Raw genomic sequence first — 25,169 nt, 5'->3', positions numbered from 1 at the left:
ACCCGGTCGGCACCGCGCTCCGAAGAGGACGAAACTACCTGATAGTAGATCTTTCTTCACAAGCGCGAACGTGCCTACGGTTCCGCTATGACCAACTTGGAGAACCCCGCCCCCGCCCCGGCCGACGACGAAGGCGGTCTGGCGTCGCTGCGCGGTGACTGCGCCCGGATGGCGCCGCACTGGGCGGTTCCCGAGCGGGCTCCCTCACCCCCGGCGTCCCCGTCGCTCCTCCACGGCGTGTCCGTGCCGCCGGCGTCGGCCCGGCTGCTGGACGCCCTGTCGGACTACGGCGACTGAGGCCGGGCGGGCGACGGGTCCGCCGTTCCGGGGGAACCGGACGCTCCCCCGCCGCGTCCCATCGCCGTCCCCCGTGCGGGGGACGCGGGATACGTCCCGTCAGCGGCACGCGGGTGACCGCGCCGGGGCGGCGGGCGGCCGAAGGAGCGATGCGGTGAACACCGAGCGACCCGACCACGACGACGCCCGGACCGGCGCCGGCACAGGGAGCGGGCGGCCCGCGCGGCGGCGCTCCGCGGCCGTCGCGGCCGTCGCCGCGGTGCTGCTCGCCTGCGGCGGCGGGGTGTATCTCGCCGCGGATCCGTCCGGATCCGGGGGGCGTACGCCGTCCGGGGCGAGCGACGGCACTCCCCCGCCGCTCGCCCTCGACGGCCGCCCCATCGCGCCGGACGGCGGTCCGTCCGGCATCGCGCCCGGTGAGCCGGACCCCCATGGTGTCGCCTACCGGGCCGGTGGCGCCCTCCCGGAGGGCCCCGGCTCGGCGCCGGTCCACCGGGCGGAGGGCGAGGTCACCCGGGAGGAGGTGACCCGGCTGGCGGAGGCGCTCGGGGTCGAGGGGACGCCGGTGACGCGCGGGCGGTCCTGGACGGTGGGCGCGGTCGGAGACGGCGCGGGGCCGCGGCTGCGGGTGGAGCGCGGGGCGCCGGGGAACTGGACGTTCCAGCGGTACGCGCCCGGCCCCGACGACTGCACGGGCGCGGCGGTGTGCGCGAAGGGGCCGGGGGCCCCGGCGGGCGGGACGGTGAGCGAGACGGAGGCGAAGAGGGCCGCCGCGCCGGTGCTGGCGGCGGCGGGCCAGCGGGGCGCCGCCCTCGACGCGCGCCAGGTCCTGGGCGGCCGGCGGGTGGTGAACGCCGAGCCGGAGGTGGGCGGACTGCCCACGTACGGCTGGACCACGGGCGTGACCGTGGGCGCGGGGGGTGAGGTGACCGGCGGCAGCGGCCGGCTGAAGGCGCCGGTGAGGGGGGACGTCTACCCCGTCCTCGCGGCGGAGCGGACGCTGGCGCTGATGAACGCGGCACCGGCGCCGGGGGCGCGCGGGGGCATCGGCGGCTGCGCCGGTCCCGTACCGGCGGAGGGCGGCGGTCCGCGGGCGGCCTGTGAGCCGTCGGCCGTCCCGAGGCAGACCGTCACGGTGGAGCGCGCGGTGTTCGGGCTGGCCGCCCACTCCGTGCGGGGCGACCCGGTGCTGGTCCCGTCGTGGCTGTTCGAGGTGCGGGCGCCGGGCGGGCGGGCTCCCTCCACGGTGACGTACCCGGCGGTCGATCCGGCGTATCTGGCGCCGGCCGGGCCGTCGCCGCGGCCCTCCGGTGAGCCGGCCTCACCGTCCGTGCGGGACGTGCGGGTGGAGGGCTACACGGCCGAGGGCACGGAGCTGACCGTGAGCTTCACGGGCGGGGTGTGCGCCGCGTACACGGCGAAGGCGGTCGAGAGCGGGGACGAGGTGCGGGTGTCGGTGACCGCGGCCTCGCAGCCGGAGCGGGTCTGCATCCTGATCGCCCAGCGCTACCGGCTGACCGTACGGCTGGAGGAATCCCTCGGCGGCCGCGCGGTGGTGGGGTCGGACGGCGAGGAGATCCCGCCGGGAAAGCGGGAAGCGCTGCCGCCGGCGCCGTCCGGCGCCCGGTAGCGGCGCGAGGGCGGCGGCCCCGGGGTGTTCCCCGGGGCCGCCGCCCTCGCGCGGTACCGCCTGTGCGGCTCAGTTGAAGGAGTCGCCGCAGGCGCAGGAGCCCGTCGCGTTCGGGTTGTCGATCGTGAAGCCCTGCTTCTCGATCGTGTCCACGAAGTCGATGGTCGCGCCGCCCAGGTACGGGGCGCTCATGCGGTCGGTGACGACCTTGACGCCGCCGAAGTCCTTCTCCACGTCGCCGTCGAGGGAACGCTCGTCGAAGAAGAGCTGGTAGCGCAGGCCGGAGCAGCCGCCGGGCTGGACGGCCACGCGGAGCGCGAGGTCGTCACGGCCTTCCTGGTCGAGCAGGGCCTTGACCTTGGCCGCGGCGGCGTCGGTCAGGATGATGCCGTCGGTGACGGTGGTGGTCTCGTCCGATACGGACATCTACATCTCTCCCGGTGTGTACGGAGACTGCTTGCCGACGGGTGCAACCGGCGGCGCCGCGGATTCATTCCGGGCGAGCCCCGGGTCTCTTCTTGGCTTCCTCTTCATGCTCGCACACACGCCGGTGGGCCGACAGCGGCCCGGCGAGGACCGGACACGGCGGCACCGGGATTCACGTCACATCGACATGATGGGCATCGTCAAACTGACGTGAACCGGTTATGATAGATAACGTCAATTCGACGAAAAGTCGAAACGGTGTCCCGCTTGTCCCGCCGGGTCCGGTTTCCGGGCCCGGCGAGCCGCAGAACAGAAAGGGTGCGTGTCGTGACCACCGCCCAGACCCAGGAGCTCGACGTAACGCCGACGCCCCTCGCCCTGCTGCTCCTCGGCCGTGAGGCCGACCCGAAGAGCGAGCGCGGCGTGGAGTGCCCCGGCGACCTGCCCTCGCCCTCCGACCCGGATCTGGTCGAGCGCGCCCGCGCGGCCAAGGAGAGGCTCGGGGACAAGGTCTTCGTGCTGGGTCACCACTACCAGCGTGACGAGGTCATCCAGTTCGCCGACGTCACGGGCGACTCCTTCAAGCTGGCCCGGGACGCGGCCGCGCGACCGGAGGCCGAGTACATCGTCTTCTGCGGCGTGCACTTCATGGCCGAGTCGGCGGACATCCTGACCTCCGACGACCAGAAGGTCGTCCTGCCGGACCTGGCCGCCGGCTGCTCGATGGCCGACATGGCCACGGCCGAACAGGTCGCCGAGTGCTGGGACGTGCTGACCGAGGCCGGCGTCGCCGAGCAGGTCGTGCCCGTGTCGTACATGAACTCGTCCGCGGACATCAAGGCGTTCACGGGCAAGCACGGCGGCACCATCTGCACCTCCTCCAACGCCAAGCGCGCCCTGGACTGGGCCTTCGAGCAGGGCGAGAAGGTGCTGTTCCTGCCCGACCAGCACCTCGGCCGCAACACCGCCGTCCGGGACATGGGCATGTCCCTGGAGGACTGCGTCGTCTACAACCCGCACAAGCCCGGCGGCGGGCTGACCGCCGACGAGCTGCGCGCCGCCAAGATGATCCTGTGGCGCGGGCACTGCTCGGTGCACGGCCGCTTCAGCCTCGACTCGGTCGAGGACGTGCGCGCGCGCATCCCCGGCGTCAACGTCCTGGTCCACCCCGAGTGCCGGCACGAGGTCGTGGCCGCCGCCGACTACGTCGGGTCGACGGAGTACATCATCAAGACCCTGGAGGCGGCCCCGGCCGGCTCCAAGTGGGCGATCGGCACCGAGCTGAACCTCGTACGGCGGCTGGCGAATCGTTTCGCCTCCGAGGGCAAGGAGATCGTCTTCCTCGACAAGACCGTCTGCTTCTGCTCGACGATGAACCGCATCGACCTGCCGCACCTGGTGTGGGCTCTGGAGTCCCTGGCCGAGGGCTCGCTGGTCAACCGCATCGAGGTCGACAAGGAGACCGAGGCGTTCGCGAAGCTGGCGCTGGAGCGGATGCTGGCGCTGCCGTAGCGGCGCGCCGCGCCCCCGCGGGTCACCCCGGCACGGGCTCCGGCCGGGGTGGCCGGGGCGCGGCTCGGCGCCCTTGAGCGGGCCCCGGTCGCGGATCGACGCGGCCAGCGACGGCCCGGGCGCGTACGGGGTGGCCATCCAGGGCCGTGGCGCCTCCCGGCCGGCGTCGCCGACGGGGGCGGTGAAGGCGCCGCTCACCCGGCGCGCGGCCGCGATCTCCTGCCGGAGCCGGGTACGGAAGACGGCGTCCTCGGCGTACTGCGCGTGCACCACCTTGACGGCGGCCTCGCGCCCGGACCGGGACCGGCCCCGGTGGACGGCCCCCCATGCCCCGGCCCCGAGCCGGTCCAGCGGCCGGCAGCCGCCGACCGGCCTCGGGCCGTCCTTGCGCAGCGCCACCGCCCGAGCCCCCCTCCCCCGCCGGCAGTCGGGGCCTCGGCATACGTAAGGACCTCTCACCGGGCGGGGTGAGAAGACGGCGACGGCCGGCCCCCGGCATCGCGGGGACCGGCCGTCGCCTGGGGACGGGGCGGACGTCACACGCCCGCGGGCTCCGGCTCGCCGGAGGGCTCCGGGGCCGGCTGCCCCTTCTTGGCCGCCCGCTTCCTCGCGCGCCGCTCCTTGCGCAGCTCCAGCATCGCGTAGAGCGTCGGGACCAGCAGCAGGGTCAGCAGCGTGGAGGTGACCAGACCGCCGATCACGACCACCGCCAGCGGCTGGGCGATGAAGCCGCCCTCTCCGGTGATGCCGAGGGCCATCGGCAGCAGGGCGAAGATCGTGGCCAGGGCCGTCATGAGGATGGGCCGCAGCCGGTGGCGACCGCCCTCGACGACCGCCTCGACGACGCCGTATCCCTGCCGGCGGTACTGGTTGATCAGGTCGATCAGCACGATGGCGTTGGTGACCACGATGCCGATCAGCATCAGCATGCCGATCATCGCGGGCACGCCCATCGGGGTGCCGGTGGCCAGCAGCAGGCCGATCGCGCCGGTCGCCGCGAACGGGATCGACACCAGCAGGATCAGCGGCTGGGCCAGCGAGCGGAAGGTGCCGACCAGCAGCAGGAACACGATCGCGACGGCCGCCAGCATGGCCAGGAAGAGGTTGGTGAACGCGTCCTCCTGGTCCGCGGAGACACCGCCGATCTCGGCCGTGGCCCCGGCCGGCAGGTCCAGCGCGTTGATCTTCGACTGGAGGTCCGCGCTGACCGCGCCGGTGTTGTCACCGGTCGGCTTGGCGGTGATGGTGGCCGCGCGCTGGCCGTCGATGCGGGTCATCGACACCGGGCCGTCCACCAGCTTCACGGTGGCGATGTCGCCCAGCTCGACCGGGCCGAGCGGCAGCGCCTTCAGCTCGGCCAGCGTGTCGGCGGGCTTGGCCGCCTTGATGACGACGTCGCGCTCGGTGTCGCCCAGGACGGCCTGGGCGGCCGGGGTGCCGCGCACCGCCTGGGCGACGGCCGCCCCGAGGGCCTGGTCGGTGAAACCGGCCTCGGCGGCACGGGCGTTGGCCCTGACGGAGATGCGGGGGACGCTCTGCGCCAGGTCGCTGGTGACGTCGGTGACGTCGTCGAGCCCGGCGACCGCCGCGCGGACGTCCTCGGCGGCCTCGCGCAGCACCTTCGGGTCGGACGCCTTGACGACGACGCTCAGGTCCTGGCTGCCGAAGCCGTCACCGGCGGAGACCGTGGTGGTGCCGACGCCCTCCAGCTTCGCCAGGCCCCGCTCGATGTGGTCCTGGACGTCCTCGTAGGAGGCGTCGTCCTCCAGCATCACCTGGTAGCTGGCCTGGTTGGTGTCGGTGCCGCCGCCGAAGGCGGCCATGAAGCCGGACGAGCCGACCGTGACCTGGTAGTCCTTGACGCCATCGGTCCCGGCGATCAGCTTCTCGATCTTCTTCGCCTGGGCGTCGGTCCCGGCCAGGCTGGTGCCCGGCTTCAGCTCCTGCTTGACGTTGAGGACCTTCTGCTCGCCCTGGTCGAAGAAGTTGGTCTTCAGCAGCGGCGCCATGCCGAAGGTGCCGATCAGGACGACGACCGCGATGGCCACGCTGGTGAGGCGGCGCCGGGTCGCGAACCGCAGGACCGGGACGTAGGCACGCTGCAGGCGGCTGCGGGCCTCCTTCTCCTCGGCCAGCCGGCGGGCCTGCTCGGCGTCCTCGGGGGTGCCCTTCGGGGCGCGCAGGAACCAGTACGACAGGACCGGCACCACCGTCAGGGACACCAGCAGCGAGGCGAGCAGCGCGGCGGTGACGGTCAGGCTGAACGAGCCGAACAGCTCGCCGACCATGCCGCCGACCAGGCCGATCGGCAGGAAGACGGCCACCGTGGTCAGGGTCGAGGAGGTCACCGCGCCCGCGACCTCGCGGACCGCCTTGAGGATGGCCTCCTGGCGTTCCTCGCCGTAGCCGAGGTGCCGCTTGATGTTCTCCAGGACCACGATCGAGTCGTCGACGACGCGGCCGATGGCGATGGTGAGGGCGCCCAGCGTGAGCATGTTCAGCGACAGGTCCCGCGTCCACAGGACGATCAGCGCCAGCACCACCGACAGCGGGATGGACACGGCGGTGACGAGGGTGGAGCGGATCGACGCGAGGAAGACCAGGATGACGACGACGGCGAAGACCAGGCCGAGGGCGCCCTCGGTGGTCAGGCCCTCGATGGACTTCGACACCGCCGGGCCCTGGTCGGCGACGACGGTGAGGGTCGCGCCGGAGCCGAGGTCCTCGCGCAGCCCGGGCAGCTTCTCCTCGACCGCGTCGGAGATGGCGACCGCGCTGCCGTCGCGGTCCATGGTGACGGCGACGGCGAGGCTGGGCTTGCCGTTGGTGCGGGTCAGGGAGGTGGCCGCGGCCTCCTCCTCCGTGACGGTGGCGACGTCGCCGAGGCGCACCGGCTTCTTCACGCCCTCGCCGGTGACCCTCAGGTCCTGGATCTGCTTCAGCGAGGTGAAGCCGCCGCCGACCTGGACGGTGCGGTTGGCGCCGCCCTCGTCGAAGGAGCCGGCCGGGACGGTCGCGCCGCCCGCCTGGAGGGCCTGGGCGAGAGCCTGCGTGGTCAGCCCGGCCCTGGCCAGCTTCGCGTCGTCGGGGGTGACGGCGACCTGGAGATCCCGGACGCCGTCGACGGTGACCTGGGCGACGCCGTCGATGTCCTTCAGCGCCGGGACGACCGTCTTGTCGAGCTGGTCGGCCAGGGCCTGCTGGTCCTTGTCGGAGGTGACCGACAGGACCACGGTCGGGATGTCGTCCGTCGAGCCGGCGATGACCTGCGGGTCCACGTCGTCCGGGAGCTGGATCCGGGCCCGGTTGACGGCCTGCTGGACGTCGGCGACGAGCTGCTGGGTGTCGTTGCCGTAGTCGAAGGACGCCATGATCACGGCGGTGCCCTCGCTCGCCGTGGAGGTGACGCCGGAGATGCCGTCGACGGCTTCGAGGTTGTCCTCGATGGGCTCGACGACCTGCTTCTCGACCACGTCCGGCGGGGCGCCCTGGTAGGGGGCCAGCACGGACACCATGGGCAGTTCGATGGTGGGCAGCAGCTGCTGCTTGAGCTGGGGTATCGCTATCGCCCCGAAGACGAGCGCGACGATCGACATCAGCCCTATCAGGGCCCGTTGCGCGAGGCTGAATCTCGACAGCCAGGACATGGATCAGGGTCTCTCTTCTGTGGCCTGAGCGGAGGAGGAGCGCACGTGAGCGCGGTCTGCGAACACGTGAGCCCACCCCACCACCCTGGTCCATGGGCGGTGCCCATTCCCTAGGCCCCAGGTCCCGTTCCTCGCCGGGCGCCTACTCCGACCGCAGTACGCCCCCGCCGGGCTCAGTCCACCCTCGGACGGACCAGCCCCGACTCGTAGGCGATCACCACCAGCTGGGCCCGGTCGCGGGCGCCCAGCTTGGCCATGGCCCGGTTGACGTGTGTCTTCACGGTCAGCGGGCTCACCTTCAGCCGCTCGGCTATCTCGTCGTTGGAGTGGCCGCCGGCGACCTGCACCAGCACCTCGCGCTCCCGCACGGTCAGCGTGCCCAGCCGCTCGGAGCGCGCCGGGTCGCGGCCGGCGGCCTCCGCGGTGCCCTGCTGGGCGAGGAAGCGGGCGATCAGGCCCTTGGTGGCGGCCGGGGACAGCAGCGCCTCCCCGCCGGCCGCGACCCGGATGGCGTTCAGCAGCTCGCCGGGTTCGGAGCCCTTGCCCAGGAAGCCGGAGGCCCCGGCGCGCAGCGACTCCACCACGTAGTCGTCGACCTCGAAGGTGGTCAGGATGACCACGCGGACATGGGCGAGGGCCGGGTCGGCGCCGATCAGGCGGGTGGCGGCCAGCCCGTCGGTGCCCGGCATGCGGATGTCCATCAGGACGACGTCGGCGCCCCGCTCCCTGGCGAGCCGGACCGCCTCCGCCCCGTCGGACGCCTCACCCACCACCTCCATGTCGGGCTCGGAGTCGACCAGCACCCGGAAGGCGCTGCGCAGCAGCGCCTGGTCGTCGGCGAGCAGGACACGGATCGTCATACGTCATCCCCCGGATGCCTCGGTTGTCTCGGTCGCCTCGGCCGCCTCGGTGCGGTGGGTGACCGGCAGGATCGCATGGACGCGGAAGCCGCCTCCGTAGCGGGGGCCGGTGGTGAGGGTGCCGCGCACGGCGGTGACGCGTTCGCGCATGCCGAGCAGGCCGTGCCCGCCGCCGGTGTCCGGGACGCGGCCGTCGCCCGTGCCGTCGTCGAGGACGGTGATCTCGATGTTCGGTCCCACGCGGACGACGCTCACCTCCGCCGTCGCCCGGGGCCCGGCGTGCTTTTGCACGTTGGTCAGGGCCTCCTGGATGACGCGGTAGGCGGCGAGGTCGACCGCGGCGGGCAGTTCGGTGCCCTGGTCCGCCCGGGCGACCTCGACGCGCAGCCCGGCGTTGCGGAAGGTGCCGGCGAGTTCGTCGAGGCGGTCCAGGCCCGGGGCCGGCTCGGTGGGGGCCTCGGGGTCGCCGGACTGGCGCAGCAGGCCGACGGTGGCGCGCAGCTCGTCGAGCGCGGAGCGGCTGGCCTGCCGTACGTGGGCGAGGGCCTCCTTGGCCTGGTCGGGCCGCTTGTCCATGACGTGCGCGGCGACCCCGGCCTGGACGTTGACCAGGGCGATGTGGTGGGCGACGACGTCGTGCAGGTCGCGGGCGATGCGCAGCCGTTCCTCGGCGACCCGGCGCCGGGCCTCCTCCTCCCGGGTGCGCTCGGCCCGCTCGGCCCGCTCCCGGATGGCGTGCACGAAGGCGCGGCGGCTGCGCACGGCGTCGCCCGCGGCGGCGGCCATGCCGGTCCAGGCGAGGATGCCGATGTTCTCCTGGGCGTACCAGGGCAGCGGCCCGGCGGCCATGGCGGTGCCGGTGAGCACCGTCATGGACAGCAGGCCCACCCGCCAGGTGGTGGGGCGGTCGGTGATGGCGGCGACGGTGTAGAGGGCGATGACCGCGGACATGGCCACGGGGGCGCGGGGGTCGCCGGTGACGCATTCGACGACGGAGACCCCGCCGGTGAGGGCGAGGACCGTCAGGGGGTGGCGGCGGCGCAGGACGAGCGCGGCGGCGCCGAGTGCGAGGAGGACCAGGCTGAGCGGGTCGGGGGTGCGCGCGCTCCAGGTCACGCCGCCGGGGCCGTGCGGGTCCACGAACGAACCGGCGACCATGCAGGCGAGCACGGCCGTCGCCAGGGCCGCGTCCACCACCAGGGGGTGCGCCCCGATGCGGCACCGGGCGCGGTCGAGGGTGCTCACGGCCGTTTACGGTAGCCGGGCCGGGCCCCGGCGCGTACGGCGCCTGCCGCGGCCGCCGCGGGGCCGGGCGGGCGGCGCGGCCCGGCGCACGCTCAGGTCCCGGGGATCAGCCCGTCGTCGCTGAGCAGCTCCCGGACCTCCTCCAGGGTGGCGTCCGGGGACGGCAGGATGAGATCCGACGGCTCCAGCGCGTCGTCCGGCAGGGGCTCGCCCAGTTCGCGGACCTTGGCCAGGAGCGCCTGGAGGGTCGCGCGGAAGCCCGGCCCGTCGCCGGTCTCCATCTCGGCCAGGAGCTCGTCGTCCAGCGTGTTCAGCTCGGTGAGGCGGCCGTCGTCCAGCCTCACCTGCCCCTCCCCCATGATCCGTACGATCATGTCGCCCTCCTCGGCGTGGGCCCCGGCCGTCGCGGACGGCTACTGCTTGTCGAAGCGCGGGGTGTCCTGCGGCTGCCGCTGGGACTGCTGCTGCCCGGTGCCGCCTTCGATGGCCTGCTGCCCACCGGTCGTGCCGCCGGCCAGCTCGGCCTTCATGCGCTGCAGTTCCAGCTCTACATCCGTACCACCGGAGAGCCGGTCCAGCTCGGCCTGGATGTCGTCCTTGTGCATGCCGGAGGGGTCGTCCAGGGCCCCGGAGGCGAGCAGTTCGTCGATGGCGCCGGCGCGGGCCTGGAGCTGGGCCGTCTTGTCCTCGGCGCGCTGGATCGCCAGGCCCACGTCGCCCATCTCCTCGGAGATGCCGGAGAACGCCTCGCCGATCCGGGTCTGCGCCTGGGCCGCCGTGTACGTGGCCTTGATCGTCTCCTTCTTGGTGCGGAAGGCGTCGACCTTCGCCTGGAGCCGCTGGGCCGCCAGGGTGAGTTTCTCCTCCTCGCCCTGGAGGGTGGCGTGCTGGGTCTCCAGGTCGGTCACCTGCTGCTGGAGGGCGGCACGGCGGGAGAGCGCCTCGCGGGCCAGGTCCTCGCGGCCCAGCGCCAGCGCCTTGCGGCCCTGGTCCTCCAGCTTGGAGGACTGCTGCTGCAACTGGTTCAGCTGAAGCTCCAGGCGCTTGCGGGAGGTGGCCACGTCGGCGACGCCCCGGCGGACCTTCTGCAACAGCTCCAGCTGCTTCTGGTACGAGTAATCGAGGGTCTCGCGCGGGTCCTCGGCCCGGTCCAGGGCCTTGTTCGCCTTCGCGCGGAAGATCATCCCCATACGCTTCATGACACCGCTCATGGGCTTCGCGCGCCCCCTTCTGACCGACTCCAGCTCCAGCGACTGCAACAGAACCCACAGTACGGGCCCTGCCTCCATTACCGCACTGTTCGGGGACGGATGCGCTCATCCCCGAGGACGACTGCGTGCGCTCCCGGTCCGGCGCAGGGAGGAGAGGGGTCCTCCGGGTCACGGGGTGCGCCAGGTGCGCCAGGTGCGCCGTCCGGGGAATTCCGGGCCGTACGCGACGTCCCCTCTGTCCCCATGCGGACGACCGGTGTTGCCGGATCGTTCCCCGTGGGGCTGGGGTCCATGCGCCCCTACCCCGTACCCTTGGGTTTTGTGTTCCGTAGCCGTGCCAAGGAAGAGAAGGCCCCGGCCGCCGACAAGGCGCTGGTGACCGACTCCAAGCAGCCCCGTCACCCCGAGGCCCCCAAGGGCCGCCCCACGCCCAAGCGCAGTCAGGCCCAGTCCCAGCGCCGCAGCGTCGCCAACACCTCGATGTCGCGCAAGGAGGCCGCCCGGCGCCAGCGCGAGGAGCGGCGGGCCGCGCTGGAGCGGCAGCGCCAGGCGCTCGCCAGCGGCGACGAGCGGTACCTGCCGGTCCGCGACAAGGGCCCGGTCCGCCGCTTCGCGCGTGACTTCGTCGACTCGCGGTTCAACATCGCGGAGTGGTTCCTGCCGATGGCGGTGGTGATCCTGGTCCTGAGCATGGTCCAGGTGCCCGCGCTGCAGAACACCGCGCTGCTGCTGTGGCTGATCGTGATCGTGCTGATCGTGCTGGACTCCCTCGTCACCGGCTTCCGCCTGAAGAAGCGCCTGAACGAGCGGTTCCCCGCCGAGAACAAGCGCGGCGCGGTCGCCTACGCGCTGATGCGCTCCCTCCAGATGCGCCGGCTCCGGCTGCCCAAGCCGCAGGTCAAGCGCGGGGAGCGGCCCTGAGCACCACACCGTTCACCGGGGGCGCGGCCGATGCCTGGCTCAGCGGGCCGGGCGGGCTGCGGGACGTGGTCCGGCAGGAGCTGGTCGCCCGGCAGCTGGACGAGCAGATAGCGGGCCGGTTCCCGGTCGGGCAGCGGCTGCGGGTGCTCGACGTGGGCATGGGGCACGGCACGCAGGCGCTGCGCCTGGCGCGGGCCGGGCATCAGGTGACCGGCCTGGAGAAGGACGCCGCGATGATCGCCGCGGCGCGTGCGGCGCTGGCCGGGCAGCCGGAGGGCATCCGGGAGCGGATGCGGATCATCGAGAGCGACGGCCGGGACACCGGTGTGCACTTCCTGCCGGGCAGCTTCGACGTGGTGCTGTGCCACGGCGTGCTGATGTACGTGGAGGAGCCCGATCCGCTGCTCGCCGGTCTGGCGCGGATGCTCGCCCACGGCGGGCTGCTGTCGCTGCTGGTGCGCAACGGCGACGCCCTGGCGATGCGTCCGGGCCTGTCCGGCGACTGGGCGGGCGCGCTGGCCGCCTTCGACACCACCGCCCGCCTCCCCCATCCCCGGACCGACCCGGACGGGGGGATCGCGCACCGCCCCGGGCCGGACGTCCGGGCGGACCGGCTCGCCACGCTGACGGCGACGCTGGCCGGGATCGGCGCCCCGCTGCACACCTGGTACGGCGTGCGGATCTTCACCGACACGGCGGCGGACGGCGGCGCGGTGCCGGACGACATCGAGACGCTGCTGGCGGTGGAGGAGCGGGCCGGCCGGACCGACCCGTACCGGGGGGTGGCGGCGCTGCTGCATCTGTGCGGGGTGCGGGGCTGAGCCCGTTCGGGCGTGCCCCGAAGGCTGGGTGAGGACCGCGCGGTGAGACTGCGGGCATGGACGCTTCCCGCCCCCGCGCCGTGCGGCTCGCCGCCCGCGCAGCCGTGTCCGCCTGCTGTGCCGCGGTTCTCGCCGCCTGCTCCGGCTCCGGGCCGTCCTCCCCGTCGCCCTCGTCCGTGCCGCGCGAGCGGGAGCGGACCACCACGCGGGCGGCCGTGCCGCGGGCGGCCAACGACCTCCAGGCCGACTACCAGCGGGTGATCCGGGACGTACTGCCCTCGGTGGTGCAGATCCAGGCCGGGGACGACCTCGGGTCGGGGGTCGTGTACGACGGCCGGGGGCACATCGTCACCAACGCGCACGTCGTCGGGGAGGAGACCGCCTTCCGCGTGACGACCGCCCACAGCGAGGAGCCGCTGTCCGCGCGGCTCGTCCACTCCTACCCCGCGCAGGACCTGGCCGTGATCAGGCTGGACCGGGTGCCGGACGGGATGAGGGCGGCGGTGTTCGGGGACTCCGCCAAGGTCGAGGTCGGGCAGATCGTCCTGGCGATGGGCTCGCCGCTCGGGCTGTCGTCCAGCGTCACGCAGGGCATCGTCTCGGCGACCGGGCGCACCGTCACCGAGAGCAGCGACGCGGGCGGTACCGGCGCGACCCTGGTCAACATGGTGCAGACGTCGGCGGCCATCAACCCCGGCAACAGCGGGGGCGCCCTGGTGAACCTCGACGGGCAGGTGGTCGGCATCCCGACGCTCGCCGCGGCCGACCCCGGCCTCGGCGACAGCGCGGCGCCGGGTATCGGGTTCGCGATCCCGGCGTCGATGGTGAAGACGGTCGCCGACCAGATCGTCCGGGACGGCCGGGTGACCGACTCGGGCCGGGCGGCCCTCGGCATCACCGGCCGTACCGTCGTCGACGACTCCTACCGGTCCGTCGGCGTGGCCGTCGTCGAGGTGCGCGACGGCGGCGCGGCCGACCGGGCGGGGCTGCGGGCCGGGGACGTCATCACCCGGCTCGGGGACACGGGCGTCACCACCATCACCTCCCTCACCGAGGCACTGGCGTCGCTGCGGCCGGGCGATGGGACGACGGTGACCTTCACGCGCGACGGGAAGGAGCGCACGGTCCGCGTGACGCTGGGCGAGCAGTGAACGCGTCGGGGGCGGCCGGGCCGAGCACGCGTGGCCGGCCGCCCCCGACGGCCGGCTACGCGTCCTCGGCGTGCAGGCTCATCGGCCCGTAGACCTCGGCGGCGTCCTCGAACAGCCGTACCTGGTCCGTGCCGCCCTCCTTCAGGTCCTTCCAGTGCTCCCCGATCCAGGACTCGGCGTCGCCCTGGGTGGTGAACTCCTCGGGCTGGACCGCGGGCTGGACCTCCGTCCCGTCGGCCGTCTCGAACCGCCACGTCCATGCCGCCATGTACGCCTCCAAGATGTGAGCACATGCAGAGCGGAAACCGGATCTTGGTCCGGCTCCCGTCCGCAGCCTATGCGCTGGGCCGGTCCCTTGGCCGGGGTACCGCCGGTCACGTGCCCGGTCCCGCGTCCCTCGGGGGCCTCGGGCGCGCAGGACCCGCGGGCCCACGGGAAAATCGGTGCGTGGACGTGACACTGCTCGGCACCGGTGCCCCCGCGGGCCTGCCCCGCCCCGACTGCCCCTGCGCGGCCTGCGCCGCCGCGCTGGGCGAGGACGCGCGGGCGGCGACCGCGCTGCTCGTGGACGGGGCTCTGCTGTTCGACCTGACGCCCGGCGCGGCGTTCGCCGCGGCGCGGGCCGGCCGCTCCCTGAGCGGGGTGGCGCAGGTGCTGCTGTCGCATCCGCACGACGGGCCGGCGGTGGAGGTGCCGGCCGGGCTGCCGCAGCCGGGCCGGGTGCCGGACGGCCGGGAACTGGCGCTGCTGACGGGGCATCGGGTGCGGGCGGTGGCGCTGGACGCGCCGGGCACCGGGTACGCGGTGACCGGCCCGGACGGCCAGCGGCTGCTGTTCCTTCCGCCGGGTGGCGCGCCGGCCGGCCTTGAGGAGCCCGCCGAGTCCTACGACATGGTCCTCGCGGACGTGGTGGGACGGCCGGACGCGCTGGCGAAGCTGCGGGCGGTGGGGGCGGTGGGCCCGACCACCGACGTCGTCGCCGTCCACCTGGACCACGACGTGCCGCCGGGGCCGGAGCTGCGGCGGCGGCTCGCGGCGGCCGGGGCGCGGGCGGTGCCGGACGGGGCGACGCTGGTGGTGGGCGCCTACGAGGACGTGCCCGACGTACCGCGGCGGACGCTGGTGCTGGGCGGGGCCCGGTCGGGCAAGTCGGTGGAGGCGGAGCGGCGGCTGGAGGCGTTCCCCGACGTGCTGTACGTGGCGACGGGCGGCACGCGGGGCGGCGACACCGAGTGGGCGGCGCGGGTGACCGCGCACCGGGAGCGCCGCCCGGGCTCGTGGCGGACGGCGGAGACATGCGATCTGGTGCCGCTGCTCGGGGGCGACGGGCCGCCGCTGCTCATCGACTGCCTGTCGCTGTGGCTCACGGACGCCATGGACTCCGTCGGGGCGTGGGACGACGCGGAGTGGGCCGGCGGCGGGGAACGGGCGCTGCGGGAGCGGGTGGCGGAGCTGACGCGGGCGGTGCGCGCGACCCGGCGCACCGTCGTGGCCGTCTCCAACGAGGTCGGCTCGGGGATCGTCCCGGCCACGGCGTCGGGGCGCCGCTACCGGGACGAACTCGGGCGGCTGAACGCGGCCTTCGCCGACGAGTGCGAACACGTGCTGCTGGTGGTGGCGGGCCAGGCACTGCCGCTGCGGGGTTAGGGCCTCTCGTCAGGCGTCCTTGCGGGCGAGGATCCGGCAGGTGTTGGCGAGGCGCGTGTGCCGTGCCAGGGGCGCCAGCGCGTGGTCGGCGGCGCCGGCCGCGGCGACCAGCGGGACGGCCGCCCGCAGCAGGGCCGGGCGCAGCCGGCGCTTGAGCGGGGCGGGCGGGGTGTGCCGCCAGGGGGTGTCCGGGGCGGGCAGGGCGTGGGAGAGGGCCGTGCCGAGGGCGCCGGCCAGGTCGTGCGGGAGGTGCCCGGCGCGGTCGGCGGCGAGGACGGTGCAGCCCAGTGCCCGGAGTTCGGCGCGCAGATTGGCCGGGGTCGGCAGATGGGGCCGGCGCGGCTGGTCGTACGGGGGCCACCATCTGCCGAGCAGCGCCGCGAACAGGCTGCGCGGGTCGGTGGTCTCCAGCAGCAGAAGGCCGCCGGGGCGCAGCACGTGCAGCGCGGCGCGCAGTTCGGCGCGCGGGTCGGGGGCGTGTTCGAGCTGGTGGAAGAGGCTGACGACGTCGTAGCGGGCGCGCAGCAGGGTGCGGATGTGCGGGTCCGTCAGCCGGCCGACGAACGCCTCCTCCACCCGTTCGGCCGCGCGGGCCCGCTCCACGCGGGGGGTGGGGTCCAGGCCGTCGAAGGAGGTGTACGGGAACACCTCCCGCGCCGTGGCGGGGAAGTCGGCGTGGCCGGTGCCCACGTCCAGCCAGCTCTCCGGTTCGGGGCACCGCAGCCGTACCGCGCGGGCGGCCGAGCGGTGGTGCCGCGGGGCGGCGGGGAGGCCGGGTCCGGGAACGCCGTCGTGAAGGGCCAGGCCCTGCTCGGTCAGCCGCGGGTTCTGGAAGGTGTGCCCGCAGTCCCGGCACGCGTCGACGGTGAACCGGCCCGGCGTGCGGTGGCGCAGGTCCCCGGTGCGCAGCCGGGTGCGCAGGCGGTGCGAGCCGCACCAGGGGCAGTCCTCGCGGCACGGCTCGTGCAGGTGGTCCGTACCGGCGGCGAGCGCGGCGAACCACGCGGCGCGGCTTCGGCCGGGAGGTGCGGAGGGCTGGGTGCGTACGGGGGGCTCCGGCGGTGCGGACATGAGCGGCTCCCGGGGCGAGAAGGCCTACGACAATCCACTGCAAAACGTTACGTATGGGAGCCCGGTCTTCGGTGCAACGACGCCGCTCGGGCGAGGTCGCCCCGGGGCACCGACCTGTCCGGCCTGGGCCGGTACTGTTCGGCGAATGAGCTCGCTGAATCTCGACGACTTCTCCGACCTGATCGAGCGCCCCGACGGCGGGGTGCGGCGCGACGCCGAGGCGCGCCGGGAGCGCCAGGTCGTGCCCCCCGGGTCGCTGGGCCGCCTGGACGACCTGGGCGAGTGGCTCTCCGCGGCCCAGGCCGCGGTGCCGGTGCGGCCGGTGGAGCGCCCGCGCGTGCTGCTCTTCGCCGGTGATCACAAGGTCGCCGAGCTGGGGGTCTCGGCGCGGCCCGCGGGCAGCGCCGGGCAGCTGGTCCGGGAGGTGCTGGAGGGCGGCCGTCCGGTCTCCGTCCTCGCCCGGCGCCTCGGCGTCCCGGTGCGCGTGGTGGACATGGCGCTGGACTGCGACCCCGAGTCGCTGCCGGCCGAGGTGGTACGGCACCGGGTGCGGCGCGGCGGCGGACGGATCGACATCGAGGACGCGCTGACCCTCCAGGAGGCCGAGGCCGCGTTCCGGGCCGGGGTCGCGGTGGCCGACGAGGAGGCCGACTCGGGTACGGATCTGGTGGTGCTCGGCGATGTCAGCGTGGGCGGCACCACGGCGGCGGGCGTCCTGGTGGCGGCGCTGTGCGGCACCGACGCGTCCGTCGTGACCGGGCGGGGCGGGCTGGCCATCGACGACCTGGCCTGGATGCGCAAGTGCGCGGCGATCCGCGACGCGCTGCGCCGAGCCCGGCCCGTGCTGGGGGACCAGTTGCGGCTGCTGGCGACGGTGGGCGGCGCCGACCTGACCGCGATGACGGGCTTCCTGCTGCAAAGCGCGGTACGGAAGATGCCGGTGCTCCTCGACGGGGTGGTGAGCGCCGCCTGTGCGCTGGTGGGGCAGCGGATCGCGTTCCGGGCGCCGGACTGGTGGCTGGCCGCCCACGACAGCGGGGAGCCGGGGCAGGCCAAGGCGCTGGACCGGATGGCGCTGGAGCCGCTGCTGTCCCACGGGGTGACCGTGGGCGAGGGCGCGGGCGGCCTGCTGGCGCTGCCCCTGGTCCAGGCCGCGGCCGCGCTGGCCGCCGAACTCCCGGAGGGCCCGGCGGTGTCCGGGACGGCCGGCGCGGCCGAGGGCGCCGCGGCGGACGGGACGGCGGACGCCGCCGGGCAGGCGTAGGCCGGCCCGGGGCTTCATCCCCGGTGGTCGCGGCCGCCCGGCCACCGCCGGGTACGCTGCGCCGGTGTTCGGCAACCCCTCCCCCGGCGGCCTCCGCTTCGCCTTCGGCACGCTCACCGTGCTCCCCGTCAGAGTGACCCGCTGGGACCGGCGGGCGGCGCGCGGCGGCATGCTGTGCGCCCCGCTGGCCGGGCTGGTCGTCGGGGCGGCCGCCGCGGCCGTGGGTCTCGTGCTGCTGTTCCTCGGCGCGGGGCCCGCGCTCGCCGCCGTCGCCACCGTCGCCGTGCCCGCCGTGCTCACCCGCGGTCTGCATCTGGACGGGCTGGCGGACACCGCCGACGGGCTGGGCAGCGGGAAGCCGGCCGAGGACGCGCTGCGGATCATGAAGCAGTCGGACATCGGGCCGTTCGGCGTGATCACGCTCGTCCTCGTGCTGCCGGCGCAGGCGGCGGCGCTCGCGCAGATGTACGACGACTCCTGGGCCCGGGGCGCGTGCGCCGCCGTCGTGTCGGCGGCCGCCGCCCGGCTCGCGCTCACCCTCGCCGCCCGGTCCGGGGTGCCGGCCGCCCGCCCGGAGGGGCTCGGCGCGGCGGTCGCCGGGGTGGTCCCGGCGGGCGGGGCGCTGGCCGTGGCCGTGGCCGTGACGGCGGCCGCCGGGGCGGCGGGCACGGCCTTCGGGCCGTACGGCGCGGGGCGCGCGGCGCTCGCGGTGGTCCTGGCCGCGGCCGCCGCCGAACTGCTGCTGCGGCACTGCGTCCGGCGGTTCGGCGGGGTCACCGGGGACGTCTTCGGCGGGCTCGCGGAGACGGCGGCCACGGCCGCGCTGGTGGTGCTGGCACTGGGCTGACCGGCGCCCGGCGGGCCCGGCGCCACGCCCCGGCCCGTACACCGGTCACCGCCGGACTCGGCTCCGGGCGGCGGGACCCGGCGCGGAGACGCCCCCTGCCGGGCCGGCCCTCCCACCGGACGGGCTCCCCCGGCAGGGCCGCGCCCTGACATCCCCGGACTCGACGAGGCGGGTGCGTCTGCCCCCGATCACCCCGTGCAAAGATCGGAGCGCGGTCACGCGGCCGCCGAGCGGTGAACACCCGCGGGAATGAGGGAACGCCCCCGCGCGCGTAGGCTCGTGGCGCGTCTTCGCCCGCCCAGGCGGGGACCGCACCGCAGGAGGGATCTAGGGTCGGTTGTCGGGCCCGGTCGACCCACCCGCATTCGGCCACACCAGACTTCACACGGAAGCGAGAATTCACCACCGTGACTGCTCTCACTCTCAGCACCGCCGCGGCGCCCGGCCTGCGGGCCGACGCGATCGTGATCGGTGTCGCCAAGGGCGCCAAGGGCCCGGTCGTGGCTCCCGGCGCCGAAGCCGTCGACAAGGCGTACGACGGCGGCCTGGCCGGCGTCCTGGAGACCCTCGGCGCCTCCGGTGCCGAGGGCGAGGTGACGAAGCTGCCCGCGCCGTCCGGCTTCAAGGCGCCGCTCGTGGTGGCGGTGGGCCTGGGCGACGCGCCCGGGAAGGACGCCGGTTACGACGCCGAGGCGCTGCGCCGGGCCGCCGGCGTCGCCGCCCGCGCCCTGACCGGCTTCCGGAAGGCCGCGTTCGCCCTGCCGGCCGCCGACGCCGCCGACGCGGGCGCGATCGGCGAGGGCGTGCTGCTGGGCGCGTACTCCTTCACCGCCTACAAGGGCACCGCGAAGAACGGCAAGGACGCCAAGGGCGGGAACGGCAAGGCCCCGCTGGCGGAGGCCGCGCTGCTGGGCGGCAAGCCCCGCGACAAGGCGTACAAGGCGGCGATCGAGCGCGCCGTCGCCGTCTGCGAGGAGCTGAACCGCGCCCGCGACCTGGTCAACACCCCGCCGAACGACCTCAACCCCGAGGCGTTCGCCGCGATCGCGCAGGCGGCGGCCAAGGAGCACGGCATCAAGGTGCAGGTGCTCGACGAGAAGGCGCTGGCCAAGGGCGGGTACGGCGGCATCCTCGGCGTCGGCTCCGGCTCGGCGTCGGCGCCCCGCCTGGTGAAGCTGTCGTACACCTCGGCCAAGGCGAAGAAGCACCTCGCCTTCGTCGGCAAGGGCATCACCTACGACTCGGGCGGCATCTCGCTCAAGCCGGCCGGGCACAACGAGACGATGAAGTGCGACATGAGCGGCGCCGCCGCCGTGTTCGCCGCGGTGGTCGCCGCCGCCCGCCTCGGCCTGGAGGTCAACGTCACCGGCTGGCTGGCACTGGCCGAGAACATGCCCTCCGGCTCCGCGGTCCGCCCCGGTGACGTGCTGCGCATGTACAGCGGCAAGACCGTGGAGGTGCTCAACACCGACGCCGAGGGCCGGCTGGTCCTCGCGGACGCCCTGTGGGCCGCCTCGCAGGACAAGCCCGACGCGATCGTGGACGTCGCCACGCTGACCGGCGCGATGATGCTGGCCCTGGGCAGCCGCACCTTCGGCGTCATGGCCAACGACGACGCCTTCCGCGCGGCGGTGCACGAGGCGGCCGAGGAGTCCGGCGAGGCCGCCTGGCCGATGCCGCTGCCCGAGCACCTGCGCAAGGGCATGGAGTCCTCGACCGCCGACATCGCCAACATGGGTGAGCGGATGGGCGGCGGCCTGGTCGCCGGCCTGTTCCTGCGCGAGTTCGTGGGCGAGGGCGTCACCTGGGCGCACCTGGACATCGCCGGCCCGGCCTTCAACGAGGGCGGCCCCTTCGGGTACACCCCCAAGGGCGGTACGGGGTCCGCGGTGCGGACCCTGGTGCGGCTGGCCGAGCGGACCGCCGCGGGCGATCTGGGCTAGCCCCCTCCGGCCGGTGGCGTACGGCGGCCCGTCCCGCCGTACGCCGGGTGCGGGGCGGGCGGCCGGGCGCGCCCGCCGGCACGGCCGCGCGCCCCTCCGGCGCGCCCCCGCCCCGGCCATCGGTGAACGTGGGGTGTCTCACACCCCGGCCCCACGTCTCGTCGGGCGTCGACAAGTGCGAAGATGGGGCTCGGCAGGACAGGGCCCCACCTAAGGGCCGAAGAACGAGCGGCCGGACACCAGCCGCCTGCCGGTCACCGACGACCGGCGTACGGCGCACATGCATGGAGGACGTGACGTGGCGAACGACGCCAGCACCGTTTTCGACCTAGTGATCCTCGGCGGTGGTAGCGGTGGTTACGCCGCGGCCCTGCGCGGGGCTCAGCTGGGCCTGGACGTCGCCCTGATCGAGAAGGACAAGGTCGGCGGCACCTGCCTGCACCGGGGCTGCATCCCCACCAAGGCCCTGCTCCACGCGGGCGAGATCGCCGACCAGGCCCGCGAGAGCGAGCAGTTCGGCGTCAAGGCCACCTTCGAGGGCATCGACGTGGCCGCCGTGCACAAGTACAAGGACGACGTGGTCTCGGGCCTGTACAAGGGCCTCCAGGGTCTGATCGCCTCGCGCAAGGTGACCTACATCCAGGGCGAGGGCCGGCTGTCCTCCCCGACGTCGGTGGACGTGAACGGCCAGCGTGTCCAGGGCCGCCACATCCTGCTGGCGACCGGCTCCGTGCCGAAGTCGCTGCCGGGCCTGGACATCGACGGCGACCGCATCATCTCCTCGGACCACGCCCTCGTCCTGGACCGCGTACCGAAGTCCGCGATCATCCTGGGCGGCGGCGTCATCGGCGTCGAGTTCGCCTCCGCGTGGAAGTCCTTCGGCACCGACGTCACCATCGTCGAGGGCCTGAAGCACCTCGTCCCGGTCGAGGACGAGAACAGCTCCAAGCTGCTGGAGCGCGCGTTCCGCAAGCGCGGCATCAAGTTCAACCTGGGCACCTTCTTCGAGAAGGCCGAGTACACCCAGGACGGCGTCCGGGTCACCCTCGCCGACGGCAAGCAGTTCGAGGCCGAGATCCTGCTCGTCGCCATCGGCCGCGGCCCGGTCTCGCAGGGCCTGGGCTACGAGGAGGCCGGGGTCGCCATGGACCGCGGCTACGTCCTCGTCGACGAGTACATGCGCACCAACGTCCCGACCATCTCCGCCGTCGGCGACCTGGTCCCGACCCTCCAGCTCGCGCACGTCGGCTTCGCCGAGGGCATCCTGGTGGCGGAGCGGCTGGCCGGCCTGAAGGTCGTCCCGATCGACTACGACGGCGTGCCGCGGGTGACGTACTGCCACCCGGAGGTCGCCTCCGTCGGCGTCACCGAGGCCAAGGCCAAGGAGATCTACGGCGCGGACAAGGTCGTCGCTCTGAAGTACAACCTGGCGGGCAACGGCAGGAGCAAGATCCTCAAGACCACGGGCGAGATCAAGCTCGTCCAGGTCAAGGACGGTGCCGTGGTCGGCGTCCACATGGTCGGCGACCGCATGGGCGAGCAGGTCGGCGAGGCCCAGCTGATCTACAACTGGGAGGCGCTGCCGGCCGAGGTGGCCCAGCTCATCCACGCCCACCCGACGCAGAGCGAGGCGCTCGGCGAGGCCCACCTGGCCCTGGCGGGCAAGCCGCTGCACTCCCACGACTGACCCTCTCGGTCATCGGGCGCGACGACACAGACTTCCGCAATTCGTTAGGAGCAACCGAAACCATGGCGGTTTCCGTAACCCTTCCGGCGCTCGGCGAGAGCGTCACCGAGGGCACTGTCACCCGCTGGCTCAAGGCCGAGGGTGAGCGCGTCGAGGCCGACGAGCCGCTGCTCGAGGTCTCGACCGACAAGGTCGACACCGAGATCCCGGCCCCCGCCTCCGGCGTGCTGTCCTCCATCAAGGTCGCCGAGGACGAGACCGTCGAGGTCGGCGCCGAGCTGGCGCTGATCGACGACGGCACCGGTGCCCCGGCCGCCGAGCAGGCGCCCGCCGCCGAGCAGGCCGCCGCCCCGGCTCCCGAGCCGGCCCCGCAGGCCCAGCCGTCCACCGAGCAGGCGGCCCCCGCCCCGGCCCCGACCGCCGAGGCCGCCTCCGGCGGCGGCTCCGCCGAGGGCACCGACGTGGTCCTGCCCGCGCTCGGCGAGTCCGTCACCGAGGGCACCGTCACCCGCTGGCTGAAGTCGGTCGGCGACAGCGTCGAGGCCGACGAGCCGCTGCTCGAGGTCTCCACCGACAAGGTCGACACCGAGATCCCGGCGCCCGCCTCCGGCGTGCTGCTGGAGATCGTGGTCGGCGAGGACGAGACCGCCGAGGTCGGCGCCAAGCTGGCCGTCATCGGCGCCGAGGGTGCCGCTCCGGCCGCCGCCCCGGCCCCCGAGGCCCCGGCCGCCGAGGCGGCCCCGGCCCAGCCGGCCCCGGCCCAGGCCGCTGAGGCGCAGGCCGCCCCGGCCCCGGCGCAGCCCGCCCCCGCGCAGGCCGCCCCGGCCCCGGCGCAGCCCGCCCCCGCGCAGGCCGCCCCGGCTCCGCAGGCGCCCGCCGCCCCGGCCCCCGAGCCGGTCCCGGCCGCTCCGGCGCCCGCCCCGGCCCAGGCCCCGGCCCCGGCCGCCGCGCAGGCGACGGACGAGGGCGCGTACGTGACCCCGCTGGTGCGCAAGCTCGCCGCCGAGAACGGCGTCGACCTGTCCACCGTGCAGGGCACCGGCGTCGGCGGCCGCATCCGCAAGCAGGACGTGCTGGCCGCCGCGGAGGCCGCCAAGGCCGCCGCCGCTGCCCCGGCCCCCGCCGCCGCCCCCGCCGCCGCTCCGGCCGCCGCCAAGAAGGCGCCGAAGCTGGAGGCGTCCCCGCTGCGCGGCCAGACCGTGAAGATGCCGCGCATCCGCAAGGTCATCGGCGACAACATGGTCAAGGCGCTGCACGAGCAGGCGCAGCTGTCCTCCGTGGTCGAGGTGGACGTCACCCGCCTGATGAAGCTGCGCGCCCGCGCCAAGGACGCGTTCGCGGCCCGCGAGGGCGTCAAGCTCTCCCCGATGCCGTTCTTCGTCAAGGCCGCGGCCCAGGCGCTGAAGGCCCACCCGGTCATCAACGCCAAGATCAACGAGGCCGAGGGGACCATCACCTACTTCGACACCGAGAACATCGGTATCGCGGTGGACTCCGAGAAGGGCCTGATGACCCCGGTCATCAAGCACGCCGGTGACCTCAACATCGCCGGTATCGCCAAGGCCACGGCGGAGCTCGCGGGCAAGGTCCGGGCGAACAAGATCACCCCGGACGAGCTGTCCGGCGCGTCCTTCACCATCTCCAACACCGGTTCGCGCGGCGCGCTCTTCGACACGATCATCGTGCCGCCGGGCCAGGTCGCGATCCTCGGCATCGGCGCCACGGTCAAGCGCCCCGCCGTGATCGAGACGGAGGAGGGCACGGTCATCGGCGTCCGCGACATGACCTACCTGACCCTCTCCTACGACCACCGCCTGGTGGACGGCGCCGACGCCGCCCGTTACCTGACGGCGGTCAAGGCGATCCTGGAGGCCGGCGAGTTCGAGGTCGAGCTCGGTCTCTGACTCCGCCGGCCCCGCCAGGGGCCGGGGATCTGAACGGAGTCGAGCCGGGCCCGCCACCGGGAAGCCCCCGGGTACGGCTGTACGGCGCCCCCGTCCGGAAGTTCCGGACGGGGGCGCCGTCGTTCGTGTAAGCCTTGTCTCACCTGCGTAAAAGCCCCTGTATGCGCCCTTCCCCCGAGGGCTCACAGCCGTATTGTCTAAGCGTCGAACGCCCCCGGGGGCCAACGAGGCCCCTCCCTAAGGAGCCCTCATGACCGCCCCCGTCATCCACTCGCTGCGCGAACAGATCCGCGAGCACATCCTGGAAGGGATCATCAGCGGGCGCTGGCAGCCGGGCGAGCGGATCGTGGAGCGGCGCATCGCCACCGAGCTGGAGGTCAGCCAGACCCCGGTCCGGGAGGCGCTGCGCGAGCTGGAGTCACTGCGGCTGATCGAGTCGGCACCGAACAAGGGCGTACGGGTACGGAATCTGACCGCGGCCGACCTGGAGGAGAGCTATCCGGTCCGGGCCGGCCTGGAGGCGATCGCGGCGGAGCTGGCGGCGGAGAAGCTGGCCGAGGACTGCTCGGTGCTCGAACCCCACGTCAGCGCGCTCTACGAGGCCGACCGGAACGCGGACGGGACCGCGCAGGTGCGGCACACCGTCGGTTTCCACCGGGAGCTGGTCCGGGCCGCCGACAACTCGGTGCTGCTGCACACCTGGGAGGGCCTGGGCATCGAGGTGTTCACGGCGCTGTCGATCCGCTGGCTCGGCACGGTGCAGCAGTCGTACGCCGAGGAGCACGAGGAGCTGGTGGCCGCCTTCAAGCGGCGCGACCCGCGCATCGCCGAGCTGGTGAAGGCACATGTGCTCGGGTGCGCGCCGCGGCACGAGGAAGGCTGAGCGGGACGCTCTCCGGAGGTCGGCGGGGGGCGGCCGGAGGGCCGGAGCGGGGGCCCGGAAGAGTGAGCGGCACCCCGCTCACACGTCTCCCCACCTGCGAAAATCGGGCTGAAACACGGCACCCGGTGTCTTGTTCGAAGGCACCCGGTGCCGACTTTCTCGGTTTCAAGAGGTTTTCGCCCTCAACCCTTTGATCGATCAT

General features: G+C 74.3%; 21 protein-coding genes and 1 pseudogene. 13 read left to right on the top strand and 9 right to left on the bottom strand.

The genetic code is table 11. The features are described from left to right. The first annotated feature begins 87 nt into the window (after positions 1–87). Together AB0L74_RS10675 and AB0L74_RS10670 are read left to right on the top strand one after the other, a co-directional pair. Positions 88–297 carry a hypothetical protein gene (locus tag AB0L74_RS10675; protein ID WP_365648489.1) on the top strand — a complete coding sequence of 70 codons (210 nt, stop codon included), beginning with the start codon at positions 88–90 and terminating at the stop codon, positions 295–297. 154 nt (positions 298–451) lie between these two features. Beyond that, a complete protein-coding gene (locus AB0L74_RS10670; RefSeq protein WP_365648486.1) occupies positions 452–1,927 on the top strand; it encodes a hypothetical protein in 1,476 nt (491 codons plus the stop codon). 69 nt (positions 1,928–1,996) lie between these two features. Here AB0L74_RS10670 and AB0L74_RS10665 read toward each other — a convergent pair whose 3' ends face one another. Continuing rightward, positions 1,997–2,353: an iron-sulfur cluster assembly accessory protein gene (locus AB0L74_RS10665; RefSeq protein WP_164397270.1), complete on the bottom strand. Its 357-nt coding sequence runs from the start codon at positions 2,351–2,353 to the stop codon at positions 1,997–1,999. Positions 2,354–2,680: 327 nt separating this feature from the next. Between AB0L74_RS10665 and nadA the strand changes: the two genes are divergently transcribed. Beyond that, positions 2,681–3,865: a quinolinate synthase NadA gene (nadA, locus tag AB0L74_RS10660; RefSeq protein WP_365648483.1), complete on the top strand. Its 1,185-nt coding sequence runs from the start codon at positions 2,681–2,683 to the stop codon at positions 3,863–3,865. A gap of 57 nt (positions 3,866–3,922) precedes the next feature. Here nadA and AB0L74_RS10655 read toward each other — a convergent pair. The 6 genes and pseudogenes from AB0L74_RS10655 to AB0L74_RS10630 all read right to left on the bottom strand — a co-directional run. Further along, positions 3,923–4,264, bottom strand: a pseudogene (locus tag AB0L74_RS10655) (serine/threonine protein kinase); the annotation flags it as partial. 137 nt (positions 4,265–4,401) lie between these two features. Continuing rightward, a complete protein-coding gene (locus AB0L74_RS10650; protein WP_365648481.1) occupies positions 4,402–7,512 on the bottom strand; it encodes an efflux RND transporter permease subunit in 3,111 nt (1,036 codons plus the stop codon). A 173-nt stretch (positions 7,513–7,685) separates the two neighbouring features. Then, entirely contained in the window at positions 7,686–8,372 is a 687-nt protein-coding gene (locus AB0L74_RS10645; protein ID WP_365648478.1) for a response regulator transcription factor, read from the bottom strand. A 3-nt stretch (positions 8,373–8,375) separates the two neighbouring features. Continuing rightward, positions 8,376–9,617 (bottom strand): sensor histidine kinase, encoded by a 1,242-nt coding sequence (locus AB0L74_RS10640; protein ID WP_365648475.1) that lies wholly within the window; start codon positions 9,615–9,617, stop codon positions 8,376–8,378. A 92-nt stretch (positions 9,618–9,709) separates the two neighbouring features. After that, positions 9,710–9,991: a hypothetical protein gene (locus AB0L74_RS10635; RefSeq protein ID WP_365648473.1), complete on the bottom strand. Its 282-nt coding sequence runs from the start codon at positions 9,989–9,991 to the stop codon at positions 9,710–9,712. 39 nt (positions 9,992–10,030) lie between these two features. Next, positions 10,031–10,816, bottom strand: coding sequence for a PspA/IM30 family protein (locus AB0L74_RS10630; protein WP_365648470.1), 786 nt, complete (start codon positions 10,814–10,816; stop codon positions 10,031–10,033). A gap of 333 nt (positions 10,817–11,149) precedes the next feature. Between AB0L74_RS10630 and AB0L74_RS10625 the strand changes: the two genes are divergently transcribed. The 3 genes from AB0L74_RS10625 (at position 11,150) to AB0L74_RS10615 (ending at position 13,721) form a co-directional block, all read left to right on the top strand. Beyond that, a complete protein-coding gene (locus AB0L74_RS10625; protein ID WP_365648467.1) occupies positions 11,150–11,749 on the top strand; it encodes a DUF3043 domain-containing protein in 600 nt (199 codons plus the stop codon). An 80-nt stretch (positions 11,750–11,829) separates the two neighbouring features. Next, positions 11,830–12,570 (top strand): methyltransferase domain-containing protein, encoded by a 741-nt coding sequence (locus AB0L74_RS10620; protein WP_365648897.1) that lies wholly within the window; start codon positions 11,830–11,832, stop codon positions 12,568–12,570. A gap of 56 nt (positions 12,571–12,626) precedes the next feature. Further along, positions 12,627–13,721 carry a trypsin-like peptidase domain-containing protein gene (locus AB0L74_RS10615; protein WP_365648465.1) on the top strand — a complete coding sequence of 365 codons (1,095 nt, stop codon included), beginning with the start codon at positions 12,627–12,629 and terminating at the stop codon, positions 13,719–13,721. A 55-nt stretch (positions 13,722–13,776) separates the two neighbouring features. On the opposite strand, the gene AB0L74_RS10610 is transcribed toward AB0L74_RS10615, so the two are convergent. Next, positions 13,777–13,989, bottom strand: coding sequence for a hypothetical protein (locus AB0L74_RS10610; RefSeq protein WP_164396307.1), 213 nt, complete (start codon positions 13,987–13,989; stop codon positions 13,777–13,779). A 179-nt stretch (positions 13,990–14,168) separates the two neighbouring features. Here AB0L74_RS10610 and AB0L74_RS10605 point away from each other — a divergent pair, with 179 nt between their 5' ends. Beyond that, positions 14,169–15,368 carry a bifunctional adenosylcobinamide kinase/adenosylcobinamide-phosphate guanylyltransferase gene (locus AB0L74_RS10605; protein ID WP_365648462.1) on the top strand — a complete coding sequence of 400 codons (1,200 nt, stop codon included), beginning with the start codon at positions 14,169–14,171 and terminating at the stop codon, positions 15,366–15,368. 9 nt (positions 15,369–15,377) lie between these two features. Here AB0L74_RS10605 and AB0L74_RS10600 read toward each other — a convergent pair whose 3' ends face one another. Beyond that, positions 15,378–16,439, bottom strand: coding sequence for a class I SAM-dependent methyltransferase (locus AB0L74_RS10600; RefSeq protein WP_365648459.1), 1,062 nt, complete (start codon positions 16,437–16,439; stop codon positions 15,378–15,380). Positions 16,440–16,584: 145 nt separating this feature from the next. Here AB0L74_RS10600 and cobT point away from each other — a divergent pair, with 145 nt between their 5' ends. The 6 genes from cobT (at position 16,585) to AB0L74_RS10570 (ending at position 24,967) form a co-directional block, all read left to right on the top strand. Continuing rightward, the gene (cobT, locus tag AB0L74_RS10595) at positions 16,585–17,703 is read left to right on the top strand and encodes a nicotinate-nucleotide--dimethylbenzimidazole phosphoribosyltransferase (protein ID WP_365648456.1); all 1,119 of its coding nucleotides are present in this window, start codon (positions 16,585–16,587) and stop codon (positions 17,701–17,703) included. 64 nt (positions 17,704–17,767) lie between these two features. Beyond that, on the top strand, positions 17,768–18,550 hold the full coding sequence (locus tag AB0L74_RS10590) for an adenosylcobinamide-GDP ribazoletransferase (RefSeq protein ID WP_365648453.1): 783 nt from the start codon (positions 17,768–17,770) through the stop codon (positions 18,548–18,550). Positions 18,551–18,957: 407 nt separating this feature from the next. After that, the gene (locus tag AB0L74_RS10585; protein ID WP_365648450.1) at positions 18,958–20,493 is read left to right on the top strand and encodes a leucyl aminopeptidase; all 1,536 of its coding nucleotides are present in this window, start codon (positions 18,958–18,960) and stop codon (positions 20,491–20,493) included. Between the two features lie 298 nt (positions 20,494–20,791). After that, on the top strand, positions 20,792–22,180 hold the full coding sequence (lpdA, locus tag AB0L74_RS10580; protein WP_365648447.1) for a dihydrolipoyl dehydrogenase: 1,389 nt from the start codon (positions 20,792–20,794) through the stop codon (positions 22,178–22,180). Between the two features lie 62 nt (positions 22,181–22,242). Beyond that, a complete protein-coding gene (sucB, locus tag AB0L74_RS10575; RefSeq protein ID WP_365648444.1) occupies positions 22,243–24,084 on the top strand; it encodes a 2-oxoglutarate dehydrogenase, E2 component, dihydrolipoamide succinyltransferase in 1,842 nt (613 codons plus the stop codon). A gap of 250 nt (positions 24,085–24,334) precedes the next feature. Beyond that, complete coding sequence (locus AB0L74_RS10570; protein ID WP_365648441.1) at positions 24,335–24,967, top strand: GntR family transcriptional regulator; 633 nt, start codon at positions 24,335–24,337, stop codon at positions 24,965–24,967. Positions 24,968–25,169: the final 202 nt, after the last annotated feature.

This window comes from Streptomyces sp. NPDC052020, assembly GCF_040680575.1.
Classification (GTDB): Bacteria; Actinomycetota; Actinomycetes; order Streptomycetales; family Streptomycetaceae; genus Streptomyces.
The sequence above is the reverse complement of the archived record's forward strand: the minus strand, read 5'-3'. Positions and strand labels throughout refer to the sequence as shown.

Coding starts and splice junctions, on each gene's coding strand:
- AB0L74_RS10675 (WP_365648489.1), top strand. CDS start 88: ATGACCAACTTGGAGAACCCCGCCCCCGCCCCGGCCGACGACGAAGGC.
- AB0L74_RS10665 (WP_164397270.1), bottom strand. CDS start 2,353: ATGTCCGTATCGGACGAGACCACCACCGTCACCGACGGCATCATCCTG.
- AB0L74_RS10650 (WP_365648481.1), bottom strand. CDS start 7,512: ATGTCCTGGCTGTCGAGATTCAGCCTCGCGCAACGGGCCCTGATAGGG.
- AB0L74_RS10645 (WP_365648478.1), bottom strand. CDS start 8,372: ATGACGATCCGTGTCCTGCTCGCCGACGACCAGGCGCTGCTGCGCAGC.
- AB0L74_RS10635 (WP_365648473.1), bottom strand. CDS start 9,991: ATGATCGTACGGATCATGGGGGAGGGGCAGGTGAGGCTGGACGACGGC.
- AB0L74_RS10630 (WP_365648470.1), bottom strand. CDS start 10,816: ATGAAGCGTATGGGGATGATCTTCCGCGCGAAGGCGAACAAGGCCCTG.
- AB0L74_RS10615 (WP_365648465.1), top strand. CDS start 12,627: ATGGACGCTTCCCGCCCCCGCGCCGTGCGGCTCGCCGCCCGCGCAGCC.
- AB0L74_RS10610 (WP_164396307.1), bottom strand. CDS start 13,989: ATGGCGGCATGGACGTGGCGGTTCGAGACGGCCGACGGGACGGAGGTC.
- AB0L74_RS10600 (WP_365648459.1), bottom strand. CDS start 16,439: ATGTCCGCACCGCCGGAGCCCCCCGTACGCACCCAGCCCTCCGCACCT.
- cobT (WP_365648456.1), top strand. CDS start 16,585: ATGAGCTCGCTGAATCTCGACGACTTCTCCGACCTGATCGAGCGCCCC.
- sucB (WP_365648444.1), top strand. CDS start 22,243: ATGGCGGTTTCCGTAACCCTTCCGGCGCTCGGCGAGAGCGTCACCGAG.
- AB0L74_RS10570 (WP_365648441.1), top strand. CDS start 24,335: ATGACCGCCCCCGTCATCCACTCGCTGCGCGAACAGATCCGCGAGCAC.